Origin of the sequence: Lysinibacillus sp. NPDC094403, assembly GCF_050278745.1 — a bacterium.
Taxonomy (GTDB): Bacteria; Bacillota; Bacilli; order Bacillales_A; family Planococcaceae; genus Lysinibacillus.
Genome location: NZ_JBNNTL010000010.1, coordinates 84865 through 102956, shown reverse-complemented (window position 1 = coordinate 102956; position 18092 = coordinate 84865). Strand labels below are relative to the sequence as shown.

Below are 18092 nucleotides of genomic sequence, written 5' to 3'. Positions count from 1 at the left end.
TTGGAGCGTGCATACTATGGAGAAAAATTACGATGTATTAGTAAAGGATCGATTATTCTTTGGCGGTGCAAAAGATGCAGATTTAGCTTTTGAACAAGAAACGGTGGATATCGTGATTGATGTTCGAGTAAATGGCTTATCCAATGAGGAGCAGGAAGCGACTTCATATGTGTACAAGCATATGCCAATTGCTGATGAGGACATAGAAGTAGCGCCATCTATTCAAAAAGTTGCGAAAGAAATTGTTTCTGCCTATGACAATGGGCAGAAAGTGTACTTCCATTGCGGAAGCGGGGGAGGTCGCGCAGGAGTTGCTGCCACTGCTGTATTAATGGAGCTTGGCATGGCCAATTCTCTAGAGGCAGCGGAAGAGGTAGTCAAGAATGCCCGTCCACAAGTAACAATTCGTCCTAAAATGGAAGATGCTTTGCAGAAGCTATATAAATAAATGAGAAGATGTACCAAAAGTTTTTTTAACTTTGGTACATCTTCTTTTTTAGTAGTGAATTATCCTTTTTGCCCCCTTTTGAAGGGTGGACGTCGATAAAAATTAAAAGTTGGATGACATTATGTTAAAACGTCTGTCATGCGGATAGATTGATTGGAACCAGCCACTAGGGGGAACGAAGGCTAAAACCATCACGTCCTGTGATGACGCCTTCATGACCAACATCGTGTTAGCCCAAGTGGATCATCAGACAAATCCAACGTTATTTTAAATAGTCCTCATAACCATTATCAAAAAAAGTAAACAATTTTACATATTCTAAATATATATTAAATTGTGCTATACATATTAGAACAGTTTTTGTTATAGTAGTAATATAACAAAGATGAGGTGATCTGATGGAGGAGTTAGCGAAAGTTCCGTGGGCAGTCATAGCACCACTAATTGTGGTTCAATTTATTTTAATGATTGTTGCTTTAGTTGATTTACGTAAAATCCATGCCACAAATGGGCCTAAAATTTTATGGGTGTTTCTTATAATTTTTACTAGTTATCTTGGATCGATTGCGTACTTTATAGTTGGGAGAAAACAATCATGACGATATTACTTCAGGTAACGGGACTCACAAAGCAATTTGCAGAGAAAGTAGTTGTGGATGGAATAGAGTTCACATTAGAGAAAAATACATCGACAGCATTAATTGGACCCAATGGCGCGGGTAAAACAACGACATTATCGATGCTAACAGGTTTATTAAAACCAACCTCTGGCAGTGTAAAAATGCTGGATGGTGATGTAAGAGCCAATATTGGTTTCTTGCCACAATATCCGCAATTCCATCCTTGGTTAAGTGCATTAGAGTTTACTGAAATGGCTGCAAAGTTAAATGGTGTGCCTACAAAAAAAGCAACATTAGAAGCGCAAAAAACACTTGAGTTTGTAGGTCTAGGTAATGATTTAAATAAGAAGATTGCTACATTTTCTGGTGGCATGAAGCAACGGCTTGGAATATCCCAGGCAATTGTGCATAAGCCTAAATTACTATTATTGGATGAACCTGTGTCTGCATTGGATCCGGTAGGTCGTAGGGAAGTTCTTGATTTATTAAAGGGCCTACAACAAGAAACAACTATTTTATATTCGACACATATTTTAAATGATGCCGAAGAGATGACAGATCAATTATTGTTTTTACGTGATGGAAAGCTAGTAGAACAGGGGACATTACGTGAAGTCCGACAACGTTTTGATGAACCAAATTATGTTGTCGAATTTAGCACCGAAAAAGAAGCAGACCTTTTTGCTAGCCAATCTGAACTTATAGGAGAAGCAAAGGGCCGTAATGTGTATATAGAAATTAATGATGAAAAACCGAGTATGCAGGAACTGCTTCAATTTTTAAGTAGTTGTCCTTATAAAATACGAAAAGTAGAGAGACAAACAGCATCACTTGAAGAGATTTTCATGAAGGTGGCGAGAAAAATATGAGAGGATTTAATGTACTTCTGCAAAAGGAATTCAGAGAAGCTTGGAGAAGCTGGAAGTTTTTATGGATACCTCTTGTATTTGCGTTGCTCGGTATGACTGATCCTCTGACAAACTATTATATGAAGGATATTTTAAATGCTGTTGGTAACTTACCAGAAGGCTTTGAAATGTTGATGCCAGAACTAATGCCAGTTGACCTATTACAAGCTTCCGTTGGACAATTTCAAACAATAGGTTTACTCGTATTGATGGCTACTTTTGTAGGAGTCGTTAGTAAAGAAAGAACAAATGGGACGGGTACTTTATTGTACGTCCGTCCTATATCGTTCGGCGCTTATTTTATGAGTAAATTTATCGTTATGAGTACTGTTGGTTTTGTTAGTATTTTAGCTGGTTTTACTGCGAGCGTATACTATACGGTCGTGCTTTATGGGACATTTGAGATAGGACCTCTTGTGGCAAGCTTTTTCACGTACTTTTCTTGGTTACTCTTTGTGCTAGCAGTGACATTAATGATGAGTGCGGCCTTTAAAACAGTGGTAGCAGCAACATGTGCATTCGCTTTCATATTTATCGGGCAAATATTGGATGCTATAGTTGGAGCATTTTGGACAATATCACCGTGGAAATTACCGGTATATGGCGTTCAATTAATTAGGGGCACAATGGAGATGCCAGATTATTGGTGGAGTCTATCCATTACATTAGTTATCACGATAATTTTTATGAGTATCGGAATTTTGACAATGAAGAAAAACGCATCAATGACGAAAATATAGAGATAATATTAAGGTGAAAATCAGCGTAATCGCTAGTGGCGAGGTAAGAAACGGTATGTTGATTGAATCTTGTTTAACTTCTTACAGCCGATCCCGGACGCAATTATGCCGAGGCATAATTGATAGCATCGACTTGGTAGATCCCTACCTCGTTGATGCTTTCTTTTTTGATTTAAACATTCATTGGACAGTACCAAATAAAAATAGGAATAAACAAGGAAGTGAGCGGTCTAAAAGAAGGTAGAGCTAAGAATAATAAGAGCTGTTCTTGGAATATCCATAACTTAGGAATATAATGTAGCTATAACTCAGAATTTGTCAAATACTCGGAAAATATGAAAAATAAGTTGGAGGGTGTGGATAAATTGGCTACAGAAAATTCCGATCGCTTTCTCACAGCGTTTAATCGGATAGATCACAGGTTAAGAGATATTGCCGGTGCAAAGGACTTTATGCCCTTTTATCGTCTTATCGATCAATCTAAGAAGAAGGATGTACTAGTTCGTAAATATGAAGACGATTTGCGCTCTTATGCAGATTTACGAAATGCAATTGTTCATCACCATACGTCCTTAGAATATGTCATTGCTGAACCACATCTAGACGTGGTTGAAAGAATTGAATATATCGATACTACACTTGCTAAGCCAACGCTCGTTGGACAAATGTTTCGCAAAAAGGTGCTAGCTTTTCAAGAAAGAGATTCATTAAAACATGTGTTAAAAGTCATACGTCATCGTAAATTTACACAGTTTCCTGTATACCATAAAGATCAATTTAAAGGGCTTGTGACGACAGTTGGAATTACAAACTGGTTAGCTACCATGATGGAAGGCGATCAAATACCTAAGAAGATTCCGACCATACATGATATTTTAATGCATGAAAAAAATAGAGTGAATTACAAATTTGTGAGTAGATACATAACGATTTACGAGGCAGAAGAAATCTTTAAACAAGGTGTGGAACGGGGACGCCGTTTTGAAGCTTTATTAATAACGGAGCATGGAAAACCACATCAAAAGCTAATTGGCATCGTAACACCATTGGATATTGTGAAAATAGATTAAGCAAGACGAGACAAGCTGTTAAGGGCTTGATCGTCTTGCTTTATCTTTCATGCTTATATATAGGGAGCCGTTTGTTTGAACCTGAGCAAAATAAACATCTTCAACGGCTTGGACATTTTGCTTTTTCAGCTTTTTCAAAAGCCAATCTTCAGTCAATTCAAGTTCAACTAAATTTTCATAAATAACCTTGCCGTCAGAAAGCACTTCTGTTGGAATATAGGTTGGTGGTGTAACATCAGCCTTTACATCTTGTTTTGTAGCGGGTTGCTCAGCGGGTTTTGGTAACACACTTAGTTTACCTGTAGTTTCAAGTAATGCATATTGTACATCTTGTATAGAGAATACGGCTTGTTCTCGTAGCATCATCGCTAATTCATCCATATGCAAACGATTTTTCTTTAAGGCCGATTCTAAAATAATGCCATTTTGAATTAGGATTGTTGGCTTGTCATCAACAATTACACGCGCTTTTTTAGATTTGATGGTAATGATGGTCATGATATATGTTAAGATACTCCACCAAATGAGAGCGATAAGTCCATCTAAAAAAGGTGTCTCAGCCTGTGCTGCTATTTCTGACGCAATAGACCCAAACGTGATACCTGTTGTATAGTGGAAGAATGTAAGTTGTCCAAGCTGTTTTTTCCCTAATAATCGGGTTACGATGAGTAATGCAAAGAAGGAAAGTGTTGCCCTAAGTATCATTTCCCAAAAATCAGCTTTAAAAAATTCGTCTATATTCATACATAAATCAACTCCCTTAAAACTGCTATTTTCAATGAATAGCTTGTGCAAAAAGGTCAATAGTATGCGACGATCTCTTATAAATGAAAGTTTACAAAAATTAGAAAGAGGGTGGCAGCATAAATAAGCAAATAGAGAATTTTAATAATCCGATCTATCCAATAATGATTGCAATAGCTGTTGCTCATCTTATCAATGATACGATGCAAGCTGTTATTCCAGCGATGTTCCCAATTTTGAAGAGTGATTTAGGGCTAACTTTCACACAAATAGGTCTTATTTCGTTTGTGTTAAATATGTTTGCTTCTGCTTTGCAGCCTATTGTTGGGTTTGCTAGCGATAAAAAGCCAATACCATATGCTTTACCAATTGGTATGATAAGTTCATTCATAGGCATTGCCATTATAGCGTTCACATCACAATATTGGATAATTATTATTGCAGTATTATTTTTAGGGTTTGGATCAGCTATTTTTCATCCTGAAGGTTCACGTGTTTCATTTATGGCAGCAGGATCAAAAAGAGGACTTGCCCAATCGGTTTATCAAGTTGGAGGTAACTCTGGGCAAGCACTGGCACCACTAATTAGTGCTTATATTTTTGATATTTTTGGGCAACGTGGTGCAGCAATTGTCTTAGTAGTGGCAGCAATAGGTATTCTTATATTGAGTAAAATTGCAGGTTGGTATAAAAAGCAGTTGGAGCAAGAACGTTTGGCAAAGAAAAAACGTGTATTAGTTTCCAACTTACCTCCGTTAACAAAGAAACAAGTAGGTATTGCGTTAACGTTACTATTTACTATTATTTTTGCGAGATCATTTTATACAACCAATATTACAAGTTTTTATGTGTTTTATTTAATGGATCATTATGGTGTTAGCCTTCGCCTTGGACAAATTTTAATTTTTACCTTTATGGCATTTGGTGTTGTTGGCACATTTTTCGGAGGTTCGTTATCAGATCGCATTGGTAGAAAAAATGTTATTTTACTGTCCGTTGTTGTACCGATGCCATTTTGTTTAGCGTTGCCTTATGTACCGTTATGGGCAGCAATGATATTTTTAGTGATTATCGGTACATTAATTATGATTAGCTTCTCGGTAACTGTTGTCTACGCGCAGGAGCTTGTTCCGTCAAAAATTGGTACAATGGCTGGTTTAACAACTGGCTTTGCTTTCGGAATGGGGGCAATAGGTGCGATGGTCATTGGTGTATTAATGGATCATAGAGGTATTGATTTTACGATGATGGTCGTTTCTTTGCTACCATTACTATTACTCGTAGCATTTTTCTTACCTAAGGATAAGCCAGCTTCGGCGGTGTAAGGCTCAGGTAAGAATGAAAGATAAAAACGACGCGTTCTCAATCTTGAGGAACGCGTTTCAGACTGTAGACAAACGCTATTCATACCAATGGTGAGGAACTGTTGATTTTTCACGGAGAGTGGCGACTCCTGCGGGATGAGCTTCCGCTGAAAGCCCCGCAGGAACGTAGTGACGAGGAGATTGAAGGCAAGCCCGCGGAAAGCGCCAACTCGGAGTGAAAATCAACTTTTGATTAATGCTACACTTTAATTTATATTATTTTATAGACAAGCTAAAACGCGTTCTCAAGTTAGAGGAACGCGTTTTTATTATTGACGTAATGGTGTTAAAAATTCAGCTGGAAGTTTATCCTTATCTAATACATAACCCTCTGAAATGTGAACTTCATGCATTTTATCATTGTAAGTGAATTTAAAAATACCATTATCAAAGTCAGTGCCAATCTCTTTGAAAAATATACCTTCAATTGATACATATTTAGGACATGTAAATGCTACTTTAAAGTCTTCATGTTCTTGAATTAAATAAGCACGTACACCTTTTTCATATGTATCGTTTGCATCATCGTCAGTTGGACGCTGGACAGCCACGATATGAAAATCAACAAAAGGAACTTCTTTTAATAAGACGTTAAGGAAGGAACCCTTTGTAATCTCTTCCCAGCGACTTTGTGCACTTTGGCCTACGATGATTTGAGAAATCCCGTAATTTTTTGCCACTTCTGCAATAACCTTTTGTATTGGTCGCTTTTCATTATCTTGTAATATGAACTTTTCAATTTCAAGCTCATCAGATAACTTTTTCCATTGCTCGATGTAACTAGATTTCTCTGCATCAAATGCATCAAGGGGTTGCGAATCGACCGAAAGAATATATAGTGGACAATCTAACATTGTAGCCATTTTATGACCACGTCGTATTAATCGCTCACCGTTAAGTCCGTAGTAGACACAAACTAATATACTTTCGTCTAAACGCCCTTTTACATGCTTCATCAAAATTAACACCTCTTATCTTGTTGTTATTTTGTTATTTATTCTGTCGATTTTGAAAAAATATCCTAAAACAGCTAAAGTCGATACTGATACAGTGCATTATGCTCATTTATAATGTATACTAAAAATGTATAAAAGTTAATGACAATATATCGGGAAAACCTTGAAAAAACTGGGTTATCTCTATACTTTACAGTTATTTGATTTATGCATTTCGTGCATTTAAACCAATTGCTTCTATATGCCACACTATTATGCAGTTAGTTAAATAGAATAGTCAAGTGACTTGATACACCAATGTGACATGACATTTTCTCAAGGCTTTAAGGCAATATTGGTTATTCAGGCTTCTCAAAATAGGAAGCTCATAGCCTGAAAAGTTCCCCCCTGATTTTATGCAGTGCTATCACCAAAAGCTTCTCCCTGCATAAAATATGTGCTGAATGTTGAATGAACTAGATTTTATCTATTATTGTTTATTACTTCAACACAAACCACTTACTTTCCATTTCAAAGAGTACATACTTTAGTACTTGATAAATAATCAAATTTCAAGAGAATTTCTGATATGTTAGTTAGCTTTCATTAAAAAGGCTTTAGTATTTAAACGCTAGCTGAATACAGTTAGAGCCTTCAGCAATTGTTATTGATATTTTGTGCGCGGAGCAAAATTTAATCAGTAGTAACTTCAGTAGATTTGGGAATACTTTATTATCGATTATTGTCTCATATCTGTTTTCGCACCATATCAAACAGCAAGTTGCTGAACGAAAATAATAGTAGGAGGTTTTCACTTGGTTACTGTTTTCATTGCGATACTTTTACCATTTGTTTGTGCTGCGCTTATTCCACTACTTTATAGGCGACTAAGGCGTGTTGCACATCTTGGCTGGTTTGTTTTATCCGTTCCATTCATCTTGTTTCTTTTACTCGCGCGCTATACTCCTCAAATTGCCGAGGGTAAAACGTTTATTCATACATATGAGTGGATTCCCTCTTTTAATATAAATTTCACAACATACCTCGACGGACTCAGTATGATTTTTGGTTTGCTGATTACGGGTGTAGGTAGTTTAGTCATTTTATATTCTATTTTTTATTTATCAACGAAAGAATCTCTTCACCATTTTTACTGCTATTTATTACTATTCATGGGCGCTATGCTTGGCGTCGTCTTTTCAGATAATTTAATGGTATTATACACATTTTGGGAGTTAACGAGTGTGTCATCCTTCCTGTTAATTGCATTTTGGCATCATCGAAAAGCATCGCGTGCAGGTGCAAGAAAAGCCATGACAATTACCGTTTTCGGTGGCCTTTCAATGCTTGCGGGGTTTCTAATGCTTTATGTAGCATCAGGTACATTTAGTATTCGTGAGATCGTAGCCAATGTAGGGGTTATACGAGAGCAGACACTGTTTATCCCAGCGTTAATCCTTATTCTAATAGGTGCATTTACAAAATCTGCACAGTTCCCCTTCCATATTTGGTTGCCAGATGCGATGGAGGCGCCAACACCTGTCAGTGCTTACTTACACTCGGCAACAATGGTAAAGGCTGGTATATATTTAGTTGCACGATTTTCCCCAATATTTGGAGGAGAGGCTGTTTGGTTCTGGCTAGTAAGTGTGATTGGCCTTGTAACTTTGTTCTGGGGTTCATTTACTGCTGTGCGTCAAACAGATTTAAAGGCATTACTGGCTTTTTCGACGATTAGCCAGCTCGGTTTGATAATGAGTTTATTTGGGCTAGGGTCAGTTGGCCATTATTACGGTTATGCTGAAAATACCGTTCTTTATACGCAGGCAAGCTTTGCAGCGTTGTTTCATCTTATTAATCACTCCACGTTCAAAGGTGCATTATTCATGATGGTTGGTATTGTCGATCATGAGGCGGGCACACGCGATATTCGCCGTCTCGGAGGATTACTGGCCTTAATGCCTGTAACTTTCACAATTGCGGTCATTGGCGGATTTTCTATGGCCGGCTTACCTCCATTTAATGGCTTCTTAAGTAAAGAAATGTTTTTCGCTGCGGTACTAGCTATTCGCAATGTAGAGGCATTTTCAATTTCTGATTTGGGACTGCTATTTCCAATAGTGGCATGGGTAGCAAGTATCTTTACATTTGTTTACTGTATGATTTTAATCAGTCGAACGTTTGTCGGAAAACTACAGCTTGATAAGTTGGATAAAAAACCGCATGAAGCTCCGTTAGGTATGCTACTTTCGCCAATCATTCTGTGCGTCTTTGTAGTTGGCATTTTCTTCTTCCCAAATGTGCTAGGGCATTATATTTTAGAGCCTGCTATGGCAAGTATTTATCCAACATTCCCATCGACTAGCGAATTAACACCACATATTCATGCTTGGCATGGCATTAATGCAGAATTATTAATGACTCTTGGTGTCATTATTATTGGGATCATCTTATTTAAAACGTTAAAAAGCTGGAAGCCTTTGTATCGGTTATTCCCGCAAAGATATACGTTCAATACGTATTACAATCGTCTGATTGAGTTTAGTGAAAATATTTCTGCGAAGCTTACTAATCGTTATATGACAGGTAATTTAACGCATTATTTTGTCTATATCTATGTATTTTTTGTTGCTCTTATTGCAGGATATTTTATTTGGTCGGATGCTACTGCATTTAATTTTTCGAAGGATTCCATGATTGAGTCCTATGAGCTCATTTTAGTGTTTGTCATGATGTTCGCCGCAGTATGGATGATTTTCGCTAAGGGCCGCGTAACAGCAATGTTATTGAACGGCGTACTTGGTTATTCAATCGCATTTTTCTTCGTGATTTTCCGTGCTCCTGATTTAGCGTTAACCCAATTAGTTGTTGAATCTGTGACAACTGCTTTATTCCTTTTATGCTTTAAATATTTACCTGATTTAATGCCTGAAGCCTCCCGTAAAAAAATGCAATGGTCTAAGGTGATTATATCCATTTTCGTTGGCGCCACAGTTACACTAGTAGGCTTAGCGGTTGTCCATTTCGATCGCTTTGAGCCAGTGGCTACTTACTTCAATGATTCCTACGAACTAGCGGGTGGTTCAAATATTGTCAACACAATATTAGGCGATTTCCGTGCATTTGATACGATGCTAGAAGTTGTCGTTCTTCTGATTGCTGGCTTAGGAGTGTATGCATTAACGAAGCTAAAGCCACGAAAGGAGGATGCGGATCATGAAAATCAATGACGTCATTTTGCGTACTATAACAAAGACGGTCGTATTCATTATTTTAACCCTTGGTATTTATCTATTCTTTGCAGGGCATCATGCTCCTGGTGGAGGTTTTATTGGTGGTCTCGTGCTGGCTTCTGGCATTGTTCTATTGTATCTAGCGTATGACATTGAAACAGTGCATAAAGGGATGCCATTTGATTTTAAAAAAGTTGCAGCGCTTGGCGTATTACTAGCGACAGGCACAGCAATCGGCTCACTATTTTTTGATGTTCCATTTTTAACGCAAACACATAGTTATATAAATGTACCGATATTCGGGAAAATGGGCTTTTCGACGGTAACAATTTTCGAGGCTGGTGTGGCTTTAACTGTAGTAGGTGTTGTGGTCACAATTATTTTAAGTATAAGTGAGGATGAGTAGCCAATGGAGTCTTTAATACTAGTTTTAGTTGGTGTATTAGTAGCTGTTGCGACGTACTTAATCCTCTCGAAACAGTTATTACGTGTGATTTTAGGAACTGCGGTCTTATCGCATGCGGCACATCTACTGATTTTAACGATGGGTGGACTGAAAAAGGGGGATGTACCACTTTTAGAGGAATCACAAGGTCCTTACACAGATGCTTTGCCGCAAGCATTAATTTTAACCGCGATCGTAATTAGCTTTGCGGTAACGGCGTTCGTGCTTGTTCTCGGTTACAGAGCCTATAAAACGAACGGTTCGGCGAATTTTGATGAATTGAGAGGTACGCCGGATGAGTAATATGATTGTTTTACCATTAATTGTGCCGGTTATAACGGCGATTTTACTTGTGTTTTTACGTGAAAATGTTATTTTGCAGCGCATCATTAGTTTATTGACATTAAGCTTCGTTGTCCTTATTAGTGTCATTTTATTGCAAGAGATTCAGAAACAAGGTGTAATGCGTATTGATTTTAGTGGCTGGGCACCACCATTCGGCATTTTATTTGTTGCTGATTCATTCGCAATGCTCCTTGTATTAGTAGCAAATACTGTTGCAGCCATTTGTCTGCTATATGCTATTTTTACAATCGGTAAGAGTTTTGAAAAGATGTATTTTTACCCGTTTGTCCTTCTTATGATAGCGGGAGTTAACGGTTCTTTTCTAACAGGGGATATTTTTAACTTGTTTGTGTGCTTTGAGGTTATGTTGCTTGCTTCTTATGCACTCATTAGTTTGGGTGGCGAGAAAGTTCAGCTGCGCGAGGCGTTAAAATATGTGCTGATCAATATTGTTGCATCTTGGATTTTCCTAGTGGCTTTAGCTTTTTTATATGGAACCGTTGGAACGTTGAATATGGCTCATATTTCTGTCCGTGTTATGGAAGCTGGAGCTGATCCACTTATAACGACTGTGGCTCTTATTTTCTTAATTGTCTTTAGTTTGAAGGCTGGTCTATTATTATTCTTCTGGCTTCCAGGCTCGTACAGTGTCCCTCCAACAGCTATAGCCGCACTTTTTGCAGCATTATTAACAAAGGTTGGAATATATGCACTCGTTCGCACCTTTACATTACTTTTCCCAAATAATACTGAAGTGACGCATATGGTGCTAGGAATTATGGCAGGACTTACGATTATTGCTGGTTGTATAGGAGCACTAGCAGGACGAGATGTAAGAACAATTGCCGCCTATAACGTTCTTATTGGTGTTGGTTTTATAGTAGCTGGTCTAGCCATCAGTACAGAGTCTGCCTTACAGGGCGTAACATACTATTTAATGCATGATATGGTAGCTAAGGCCATGCTGTTTTTAGCAGTTGGAATGATGATATATGTTACTGGCGAAACGGTTATTGATAAAATGAGTGGGCTTATTCGAAATTATCCTCTTTTCGGCTGGTTATTCTTTATTGTCATGTGTTCCCTTGCTGGGATACCACCATTAAGTGGCTTTTTAGGTAAGGTTTTAATTGGGCAAGGCGCTATTGAGGGCGGAAATTTTGTTCTATTAGGATTAGGATTTTTATCTAGTTTAATTGTTTTATATTCGCTATTACGAATATTTCTCTCCTCATTCTTTGGGGAAACTATTATTAGTCTAGAGGATGAAAAGCCGTTACCAAAGCGTATGGTCTTGCCACTAACATTGTTGGCAGCTTGTACAATTGGTTTAGGGATTGGAGCGGAATGGATGGCTCCGTATGTAACAGATGCGGCAAAAACGCTCTACACGCCATCAATCTATATTGATGCAGTGCTGGATGGCGCAATATGGCAAGGTGAGGTGAATAAATAATGGCGATGCAATTTATCTTAAATTTATTTATCGCAACACTTTGGCTATTGTTACAGGATGAAGTTATACCGCAGTTTTCGACATTTTTAATGGGGTTTATCGTCGGAATAGGGATTTTATATGTAATGCATCGCTTTTACGGCACACAATTTTATTTACGACGTGTGTTTTCGATCATTAAATTGTTATGGCTCTTTAATTGGGAGCTACTATTATCGAGTTACAGCGTATTAAGACAAATTACTACTCCAAAGCTCAATATTACTCCTGGAATATTTACGTATAAAACTGCGCTTAAAGGAGATTGGGAAATAACAGCTCTTGCATTGTTGCTCACTCTTACTCCAGGTTCAGTAGTGATGGAAGTTTCTGAAGAGGGAGATATGTTTTATATTCATGCAATGGATATTGAACAATCGAAAGAAGCTGTCATTCGTTCAATAGGGAAATTTGAACAAGCAATCATGGAGGTGACACGTTAATGATTGAAAAAATTTTACTATTGGCTCTTGCATTATTCAGTGTATCGATTGCGTTATCGCTGTTTCGTGTAATTCGAGGTCCATCGTTGCCCGACCGTGCCATAGCACTTGATACAATAGGCGTTAATTTACTTTCAGCAATCGCTATCGTCTCCATTATATTGAAAACAAAGGCGTATTTAGAAGCCATTTTAATATTAGGGATATTAGCTTTTATCGGCACAATTGCGTTTACGAAATATATTGAAAGAGGTGTGATTGTTGAACGTAAATCAAATGATTGAGTGGGCGGCAGTTATACTTATATTGATTGGCTCCATTGTAAGTGTTATTAGTGCATTTGGGATGATTCGTTTACCTGACGTATACACACGCTCACATGCTGCAACGAAAAGTTCGACATTGTCGGTTTTAACATGTCTGTTAGGCGCATTTATTTACTTTTGGGTACACGATGGATATGTTAGCGTACGTTTAATTTTAGGAATTCTCTTCGTTTTTGTAACGGCTCCTGTAGCAGGGCATTTAATATGTCGGGCTGCATATCGCTCTCGCGTACCTTTAGCGGAAGGGTCGGGAGAGGATGAGTTGAAGGAAAAGCTATTTGCAGATGAGAAATAAGAGTAGTGTGGAGACCTCCATTTTTGGAGGTCTCCTTTATTGAATAAAACTGCTCATTATCACCTTTTAGTAAAGGAATATATAAACCGAAAGTTGGGGACTATATTTGTTAAAACGTACGCCATGTATAAGTTAATTGTAGTGGAGGCTGGGCGACTCCTTGGTGCTCAGCGGACGTCCCCAGGGAAGCGCCTAGTTGTAACGGAAAACACCCCCACGTTAGGGCGATAAGCCTCTCCTCTATAGGGAAATCTGAATAGATTGATTTGTCAGAAAATTATGTGTATAATGTTTTGTCGGAAAATTTTTAGTTTAGCTTGATTATTGCTTCAAAAGAGTATATCTTATTAGCAGATAGATTTTTTATTCTCTAAAGTGAATAAATATCCATTCTGATATTTTCTATAACTGGATATTCATAGACAATAAAACATAGGTAAAAGGAGATCGTTAAATATGAAAAACAAATTTTTCATGCTAATGCTCGTTCTAGTAATTGGTGTACTAGCAGCATGTGGCGCAAAAGATAAAGCAAGTGATAAAAATTCAAATGCTAACGAAGGCACAGAACAAAAGCAAGTATTAAAAGTAGGTACTTCATCTGACTATGCACCATTCGAGTATGTTGATGCAGCAAAAAGTGAAGATATTATTGGATTTGATATTGATTTAATTAAATTAGTTGGTGACAAGATTGGTGCAGAAATGCAAGTTCAAGATATTGACTTCAATAGTCTAGTGCCAGCTCTACAAGCAGGTAAAGTTGATGTTGTTATTTCTGGTATGTCACCTAATGAAGAACGTGAAAAAGTTGTAGATTTCTCTGATAAATATAATCAAACAGAGCAAGTGTTTATCGTGAAAAAGGATAGTGGAATTAAAAAAGAGGCTGATTTAGCTGGTAAAAAAATTGGTGTTCAAAACGCTTCTATCCAAGAAACTTTAGGTAATAAAATTGCAAAAGAAGTAGATGCCACAGTTGAAGGACGTACGCGAATTCCTGAAATTGTCCAAGACATGATGTCTAAGCGTTTAGATGCTGGGATTGTAGAAAGTGGTGTAGCAAAAGGTTATCTTGATACGAACGATAAACTAGAAGCGTTCCCTGTTAAAGAGCAACCTGAAGACTTTAAAGCAATCGCTGTTCAAAAAGGTAGCGATCTTAAAGATAAAATTAACAAAGCATTAAAAGAATTAGCTGCTGAAGGTAAAATTCAAGAGCTAGAAGAAAAATGGTTAAAAGTTAAATAAGCAAGTTGAACTGCGATAGCTCTATTTCGAGCTATCGCTTATACTTTTCATTTCCTTAAAAAAGAACAAGAAAGGAGGGGGCACTGTGAATTTAGATTTTACAGCTATCGTTCCCTCTATTCCTTATATATTAAAAGGGATAGGTGTCACACTTCAAATTGCAATCGGTGCATCCATCATCGGTTTTATAGTTGGTATATTACTAGCATTATGTAAAATTGGTAAAGTGAATGTTTTACGTTGGTTTGCAGATTTTTATACATCAATTTTCCGTGGTACGCCGCTCGTACTACAATTAATGATTATTTACTATGCAGTGCCACAGTTATTAGATATTCAAATTGAACCAGTTCCAACGGCTATTATTGCATTCGGGTTAAACTCAGGTGCTTATATTTCTGAAATCATTCGCGCTGGTATTAATGCAGTTGATAAAGGACAGATGGAAGCGGCACAAGCGCTAGGTATTCCATATGCAAAAATGATGAAAGATATTATTATCCCACAAGCCGTAAAAAATATTTTACCATCTTTAGTAAATGAATTTATTACATTAAATAAAGAAACAGCCGTTGTCACAGTTATTAGTGCACTTGATATTATGCGCCGTGCTTACATTGTAGGTGGTTCAACATATCGCTATCTTGAGCCTTTACTATTTGCGGGTGTGATCTACTACATTATGACGCTTGTATTAACGTTCCTTGGTAAACGAATCGAGAAAGGAATGAGAAAAAGTGATTAAAATTGAAGATTTACACAAATCATATGGACAAAACGAAGTACTAAAGGGTATTTCAACAGAAGTTAAAGAAAAAGAAGTAATTGCTATTATTGGACCATCGGGATCTGGTAAATCAACATTCCTGCGCTGTTTAAATTTATTAGAAGAGCCAACGAGCGGAAAGATTACAATTGCTGGCGACGTCCTGACGGACAAAGGGACAAACATTATGAAAATCCGTGAAGAAGTCGGTATGGTATTTCAGCATTTTCATCTTTTCCCTCATAAAACGGTACTTGAAAATTTAACATACGCACCGATTAATGTGAAGGGCATGGATAAGGCAGCTGCTATCAAAAAAGCTGAAGATTTATTAACGAAGGTTGGCCTTTTTGAAAAACGCAATGAATATCCAAACCGTCTATCAGGAGGGCAGAAGCAACGTGTTGCCATTGCCCGAGCACTCGCAATGGATCCAAAAGTAATTTTATTTGACGAGCCAACTTCAGCACTTGACCCTGAAATGGTAAAAGAGGTATTAGCTGTTATGAAAAATCTTGCTGATACTGGGATGACCATGTTAATCGTAACGCATGAGATGGGCTTTGCACGTGAAGTGGCCGATCGTATACTATTCCTTGATGGCGGAAAGTTGATAGAGGATGCATCACCAGAACAGTTTTTCTCTTCACCATCTACACAGCGCGCGAAAGATTTCTTAGAAAAAGTATTATAAGCGAGAAAACGGATTTAGATCTTCTTAAAGGAGGTGTCTAAATCCGTTTTTTTTTACATTGCTTCATTTGAGGTATTCATATTTGTTGAACGTGGAGGTGCCCCTACAGAAAAACCGGCTAGTCAAGACTCTTAGTGTTTGTATCAACAAACTATACGTTTAAGGTTACTCTTTTTGTGTGCAATCTATGGATTTTAAGTGTATGTGCTTACAATTACTTAGTTTTATGCTTATAATAGGAGGGTCAGAATTTTTTCTGAAAAAGCCACAAAGTGAGCGATTGCGATTGAAAAAATTATTATATGTAGGTTTTTTTCTTGTTTTTATAGTCATTTTTTTGTACGTAAACAATCACTGGCTGGTTGTAAGCAAGTATGAATTCGAATCAGAAAAAGTGCCTGCCAGCTTTGATGGGCTACGCATTACGCAAATATCAGATTTACAGGATGCTCTCTTTGGTGAACAGCAAGAGAAACTCATAGCAAAGGTGAAAACAACAAATCCTGACCTGATTTTTATTACAGGTGACTTAGTCGATAGTAATCGTTATAATTTGGAGCGAAGCTTGCAGGCTGTTAGAGGATTAGTTAAATTAGCGGATGTTTATTATGTACTAGGAAACCATGAAGTAGCGACGAATAAAGTGAATGAAATTTATGAGGAGCTATCATCGTTAGGTGTACATGTGTTGTCCAATGAATCGACCATTATAGAGCGCGACGGGGAGCGCTTGGCGATTGTTGGCATAGAAGATCCGTTATCGGGTAGAACAACGAAAGAAATGCTAGAGATAGCAACAAGAAATGTTCAACCAAATGTACTAAAGATTTTACTAGCACATCGACCAGAAGTGTTTGATACGTATGTGGAATTTGGAATTGATTTAGTATTTGCAGGACATGCACATGGTGGACAAGTTCGAATTCCTGGTATTGGTGGTCTTTTCGCACGAGGACAGGGAATATTCCCAAAATATACGGCAGGTCTATATAAAGAAGGAACAACAACTATGGCCGTTAGTCGAGGATTAGGTAATAGTACAGTACCTATGCGGATTTTTAATCTACCAGAGATTCTTGTAATGGAATTAAAGAAAAAATAAGCACGGCGTCTTTGTTACGCAGTGCTTTCTATTTGTTTACGCTCTATACGTTTAACAAGATAAATGCTTATTTCATATAAAATAATCATTGGAATTAATACGAGTAGCTGACTTATAAAATCGGGTGGTGTAATCAAAGCAGAACCAACGCCCATCCCGATATAAGACCAGCCTCGTATTTTTTTCATGGATTCAGCCGTTAGTACACCAATGGATGATAAAAAGAGGGCTACGATTGGTAATTCAAAGAGTAGTCCGAGTGGTACAGTTGTCATCACTAAAAAATGCATGTATTCATTTGCTGATACCATGACATCAAAATTAGTTGCCCCTATACTCACTAAAAACGAGTAGCTGAGTGGATTAACAATAAAGTAACCGAAAGCTACGCCTAATAAGAAGAGTACTAGCATGACAGGTGCATAAAGACCGAGGAAACGGCTTTCTTCTTCTTTTAAACCTGGCTTTACGAAACTCCACAAAAAATGAACTAAAAATGGCATAGATAACCCGAAAGCTAGTGTTGTGGATATCGTCATGTAAAATTTGACAACCTCTAACGGTCCTAAAATAATTAGTGAATGTCCTCGAGTTACATAAGGAAACCAAATATTAATAGTTGAGAACACGATAATAAAAAATAGAATAAATACGATAAGCCCCTTAATAATTTGTTTTCGCAGTTCAGTAAGATGTTCAAGTAATGATGCCATTGGAAAAAGTGGTTCATCAACTACCATATCCTGCTCAATTGTTTCTACTGGAATTTCAATAAAAGCCTCCACAGGTGTGAGAGGCTCAGCTTCTTTCTTATCAAGTGGACTTAAATATTTTCTTTTTCCGTCTTCATATGGATCCATAGGAAACC

Annotated in this window: 20 protein-coding genes; 17 read left to right on the top strand and 3 right to left on the bottom strand. The window is 37.5% G+C overall.

Annotated features, from left to right (window positions below; genetic code table 11):
* The first annotated feature begins 16 nt into the window (after positions 1-16).
* From ACQKMV_RS15570 to ACQKMV_RS15550, 5 genes are all read left to right on the top strand, one after another.
* Positions 17-448, top strand: a complete 432-nt coding sequence (locus ACQKMV_RS15570; protein WP_427505048.1) for a protein-tyrosine phosphatase family protein — start codon at positions 17-19, stop codon at positions 446-448.
* A 395-nt stretch (positions 449-843) separates the two neighbouring features.
* Positions 844-1047 carry a PLDc N-terminal domain-containing protein gene (locus ACQKMV_RS15565; RefSeq protein WP_049663636.1) on the top strand — a complete coding sequence of 68 codons (204 nt, stop codon included), beginning with the start codon at positions 844-846 and terminating at the stop codon, positions 1045-1047.
* A complete protein-coding gene (locus tag ACQKMV_RS15560; RefSeq protein WP_427505046.1) occupies positions 1044-1937 on the top strand; it encodes an ATP-binding cassette domain-containing protein in 894 nt (297 codons plus the stop codon). Before ACQKMV_RS15565 ends, ACQKMV_RS15560 begins: the two co-directional genes overlap by 4 nt.
* Positions 1934-2716 (top strand): ABC transporter permease, encoded by a 783-nt coding sequence (locus ACQKMV_RS15555; RefSeq protein ID WP_427505045.1) that lies wholly within the window; start codon positions 1934-1936, stop codon positions 2714-2716. The genes ACQKMV_RS15560 and ACQKMV_RS15555 overlap by 4 nt, the downstream gene beginning before the upstream one ends.
* Positions 2717-3081: 365 nt before the next feature.
* On the top strand, positions 3082-3786 hold the full coding sequence (locus ACQKMV_RS15550; RefSeq protein WP_427505043.1) for a CBS domain-containing protein: 705 nt from the start codon (positions 3082-3084) through the stop codon (positions 3784-3786).
* Positions 3787-3804: 18 nt separating this feature from the next.
* On the opposite strand, the gene ACQKMV_RS15545 is transcribed toward ACQKMV_RS15550, so the two are convergent.
* Positions 3805-4530: a DUF421 domain-containing protein gene (locus ACQKMV_RS15545; protein ID WP_427426195.1), complete on the bottom strand. Its 726-nt coding sequence runs from the start codon at positions 4528-4530 to the stop codon at positions 3805-3807.
* A 164-nt stretch (positions 4531-4694) separates the two neighbouring features.
* Here ACQKMV_RS15545 and ACQKMV_RS15540 point away from each other — a divergent pair, with 164 nt between their 5' ends.
* Entirely contained in the window at positions 4695-5855 is a 1161-nt protein-coding gene (locus ACQKMV_RS15540) for an MFS transporter (protein ID WP_427505042.1), read from the top strand.
* Positions 5856-6163: 308 nt separating this feature from the next.
* Here the strand turns inward: ACQKMV_RS15540 and ACQKMV_RS15535 are convergent, their stop codons facing one another.
* Positions 6164-6850, bottom strand: coding sequence for a histidine kinase (locus ACQKMV_RS15535; protein WP_427505096.1), 687 nt, complete (start codon positions 6848-6850; stop codon positions 6164-6166).
* A gap of 794 nt (positions 6851-7644) precedes the next feature.
* Between ACQKMV_RS15535 and ACQKMV_RS15530 the strand changes: the two genes are divergently transcribed.
* The 11 genes from ACQKMV_RS15530 (at position 7645) to ACQKMV_RS15480 (ending at position 17224) form a co-directional block, all read left to right on the top strand.
* Entirely contained in the window at positions 7645-10059 is a 2415-nt protein-coding gene (locus tag ACQKMV_RS15530; protein WP_427505040.1) for a Na+/H+ antiporter subunit A, read from the top strand.
* Complete coding sequence (locus tag ACQKMV_RS15525; RefSeq protein WP_049663623.1) at positions 10046-10468, top strand: Na(+)/H(+) antiporter subunit B; 423 nt, start codon at positions 10046-10048, stop codon at positions 10466-10468. Before ACQKMV_RS15530 ends, ACQKMV_RS15525 begins: the two co-directional genes overlap by 14 nt.
* A gap of 3 nt (positions 10469-10471) precedes the next feature.
* On the top strand, positions 10472-10810 hold the full coding sequence (locus tag ACQKMV_RS15520) for a Na(+)/H(+) antiporter subunit C (RefSeq protein WP_427505038.1): 339 nt from the start codon (positions 10472-10474) through the stop codon (positions 10808-10810).
* Positions 10803-12308: a Na+/H+ antiporter subunit D gene (locus ACQKMV_RS15515; RefSeq protein WP_427505036.1), complete on the top strand. Its 1506-nt coding sequence runs from the start codon at positions 10803-10805 to the stop codon at positions 12306-12308. The genes ACQKMV_RS15520 and ACQKMV_RS15515 overlap by 8 nt, the downstream gene beginning before the upstream one ends.
* Positions 12308-12790, top strand: coding sequence for a Na+/H+ antiporter subunit E (locus ACQKMV_RS15510; RefSeq protein WP_427426189.1), 483 nt, complete (start codon positions 12308-12310; stop codon positions 12788-12790). Before ACQKMV_RS15515 ends, ACQKMV_RS15510 begins: the two co-directional genes overlap by 1 nt.
* A complete protein-coding gene (locus tag ACQKMV_RS15505; protein ID WP_249076134.1) occupies positions 12790-13074 on the top strand; it encodes a Na(+)/H(+) antiporter subunit F1 in 285 nt (94 codons plus the stop codon). Before ACQKMV_RS15510 ends, ACQKMV_RS15505 begins: the two co-directional genes overlap by 1 nt.
* Positions 13052-13411 carry a Na+/H+ antiporter subunit G gene (locus ACQKMV_RS15500; protein WP_370045418.1) on the top strand — a complete coding sequence of 120 codons (360 nt, stop codon included), beginning with the start codon at positions 13052-13054 and terminating at the stop codon, positions 13409-13411. Before ACQKMV_RS15505 ends, ACQKMV_RS15500 begins: the two co-directional genes overlap by 23 nt.
* A gap of 456 nt (positions 13412-13867) precedes the next feature.
* Entirely contained in the window at positions 13868-14662 is a 795-nt protein-coding gene (locus ACQKMV_RS15495) for a transporter substrate-binding domain-containing protein (protein ID WP_427505035.1), read from the top strand.
* Positions 14663-14747: 85 nt separating this feature from the next.
* Positions 14748-15407: an amino acid ABC transporter permease gene (locus tag ACQKMV_RS15490; RefSeq protein ID WP_427505033.1), complete on the top strand. Its 660-nt coding sequence runs from the start codon at positions 14748-14750 to the stop codon at positions 15405-15407.
* Positions 15400-16122, top strand: coding sequence for an amino acid ABC transporter ATP-binding protein (locus tag ACQKMV_RS15485; RefSeq protein WP_427505032.1), 723 nt, complete (start codon positions 15400-15402; stop codon positions 16120-16122). The genes ACQKMV_RS15490 and ACQKMV_RS15485 overlap by 8 nt, the downstream gene beginning before the upstream one ends.
* Before the next feature lie 286 nt (positions 16123-16408).
* Entirely contained in the window at positions 16409-17224 is an 816-nt protein-coding gene (locus ACQKMV_RS15480) for a metallophosphoesterase (RefSeq protein ID WP_427505030.1), read from the top strand.
* A 14-nt stretch (positions 17225-17238) separates the two neighbouring features.
* Here ACQKMV_RS15480 and tatC read toward each other — a convergent pair whose 3' ends face one another.
* Positions 17239-18084, bottom strand: a complete 846-nt coding sequence (tatC, locus tag ACQKMV_RS15475; protein WP_427505029.1) for a twin-arginine translocase subunit TatC — start codon at positions 18082-18084, stop codon at positions 17239-17241.
* Positions 18085-18092: the final 8 nt, after the last annotated feature.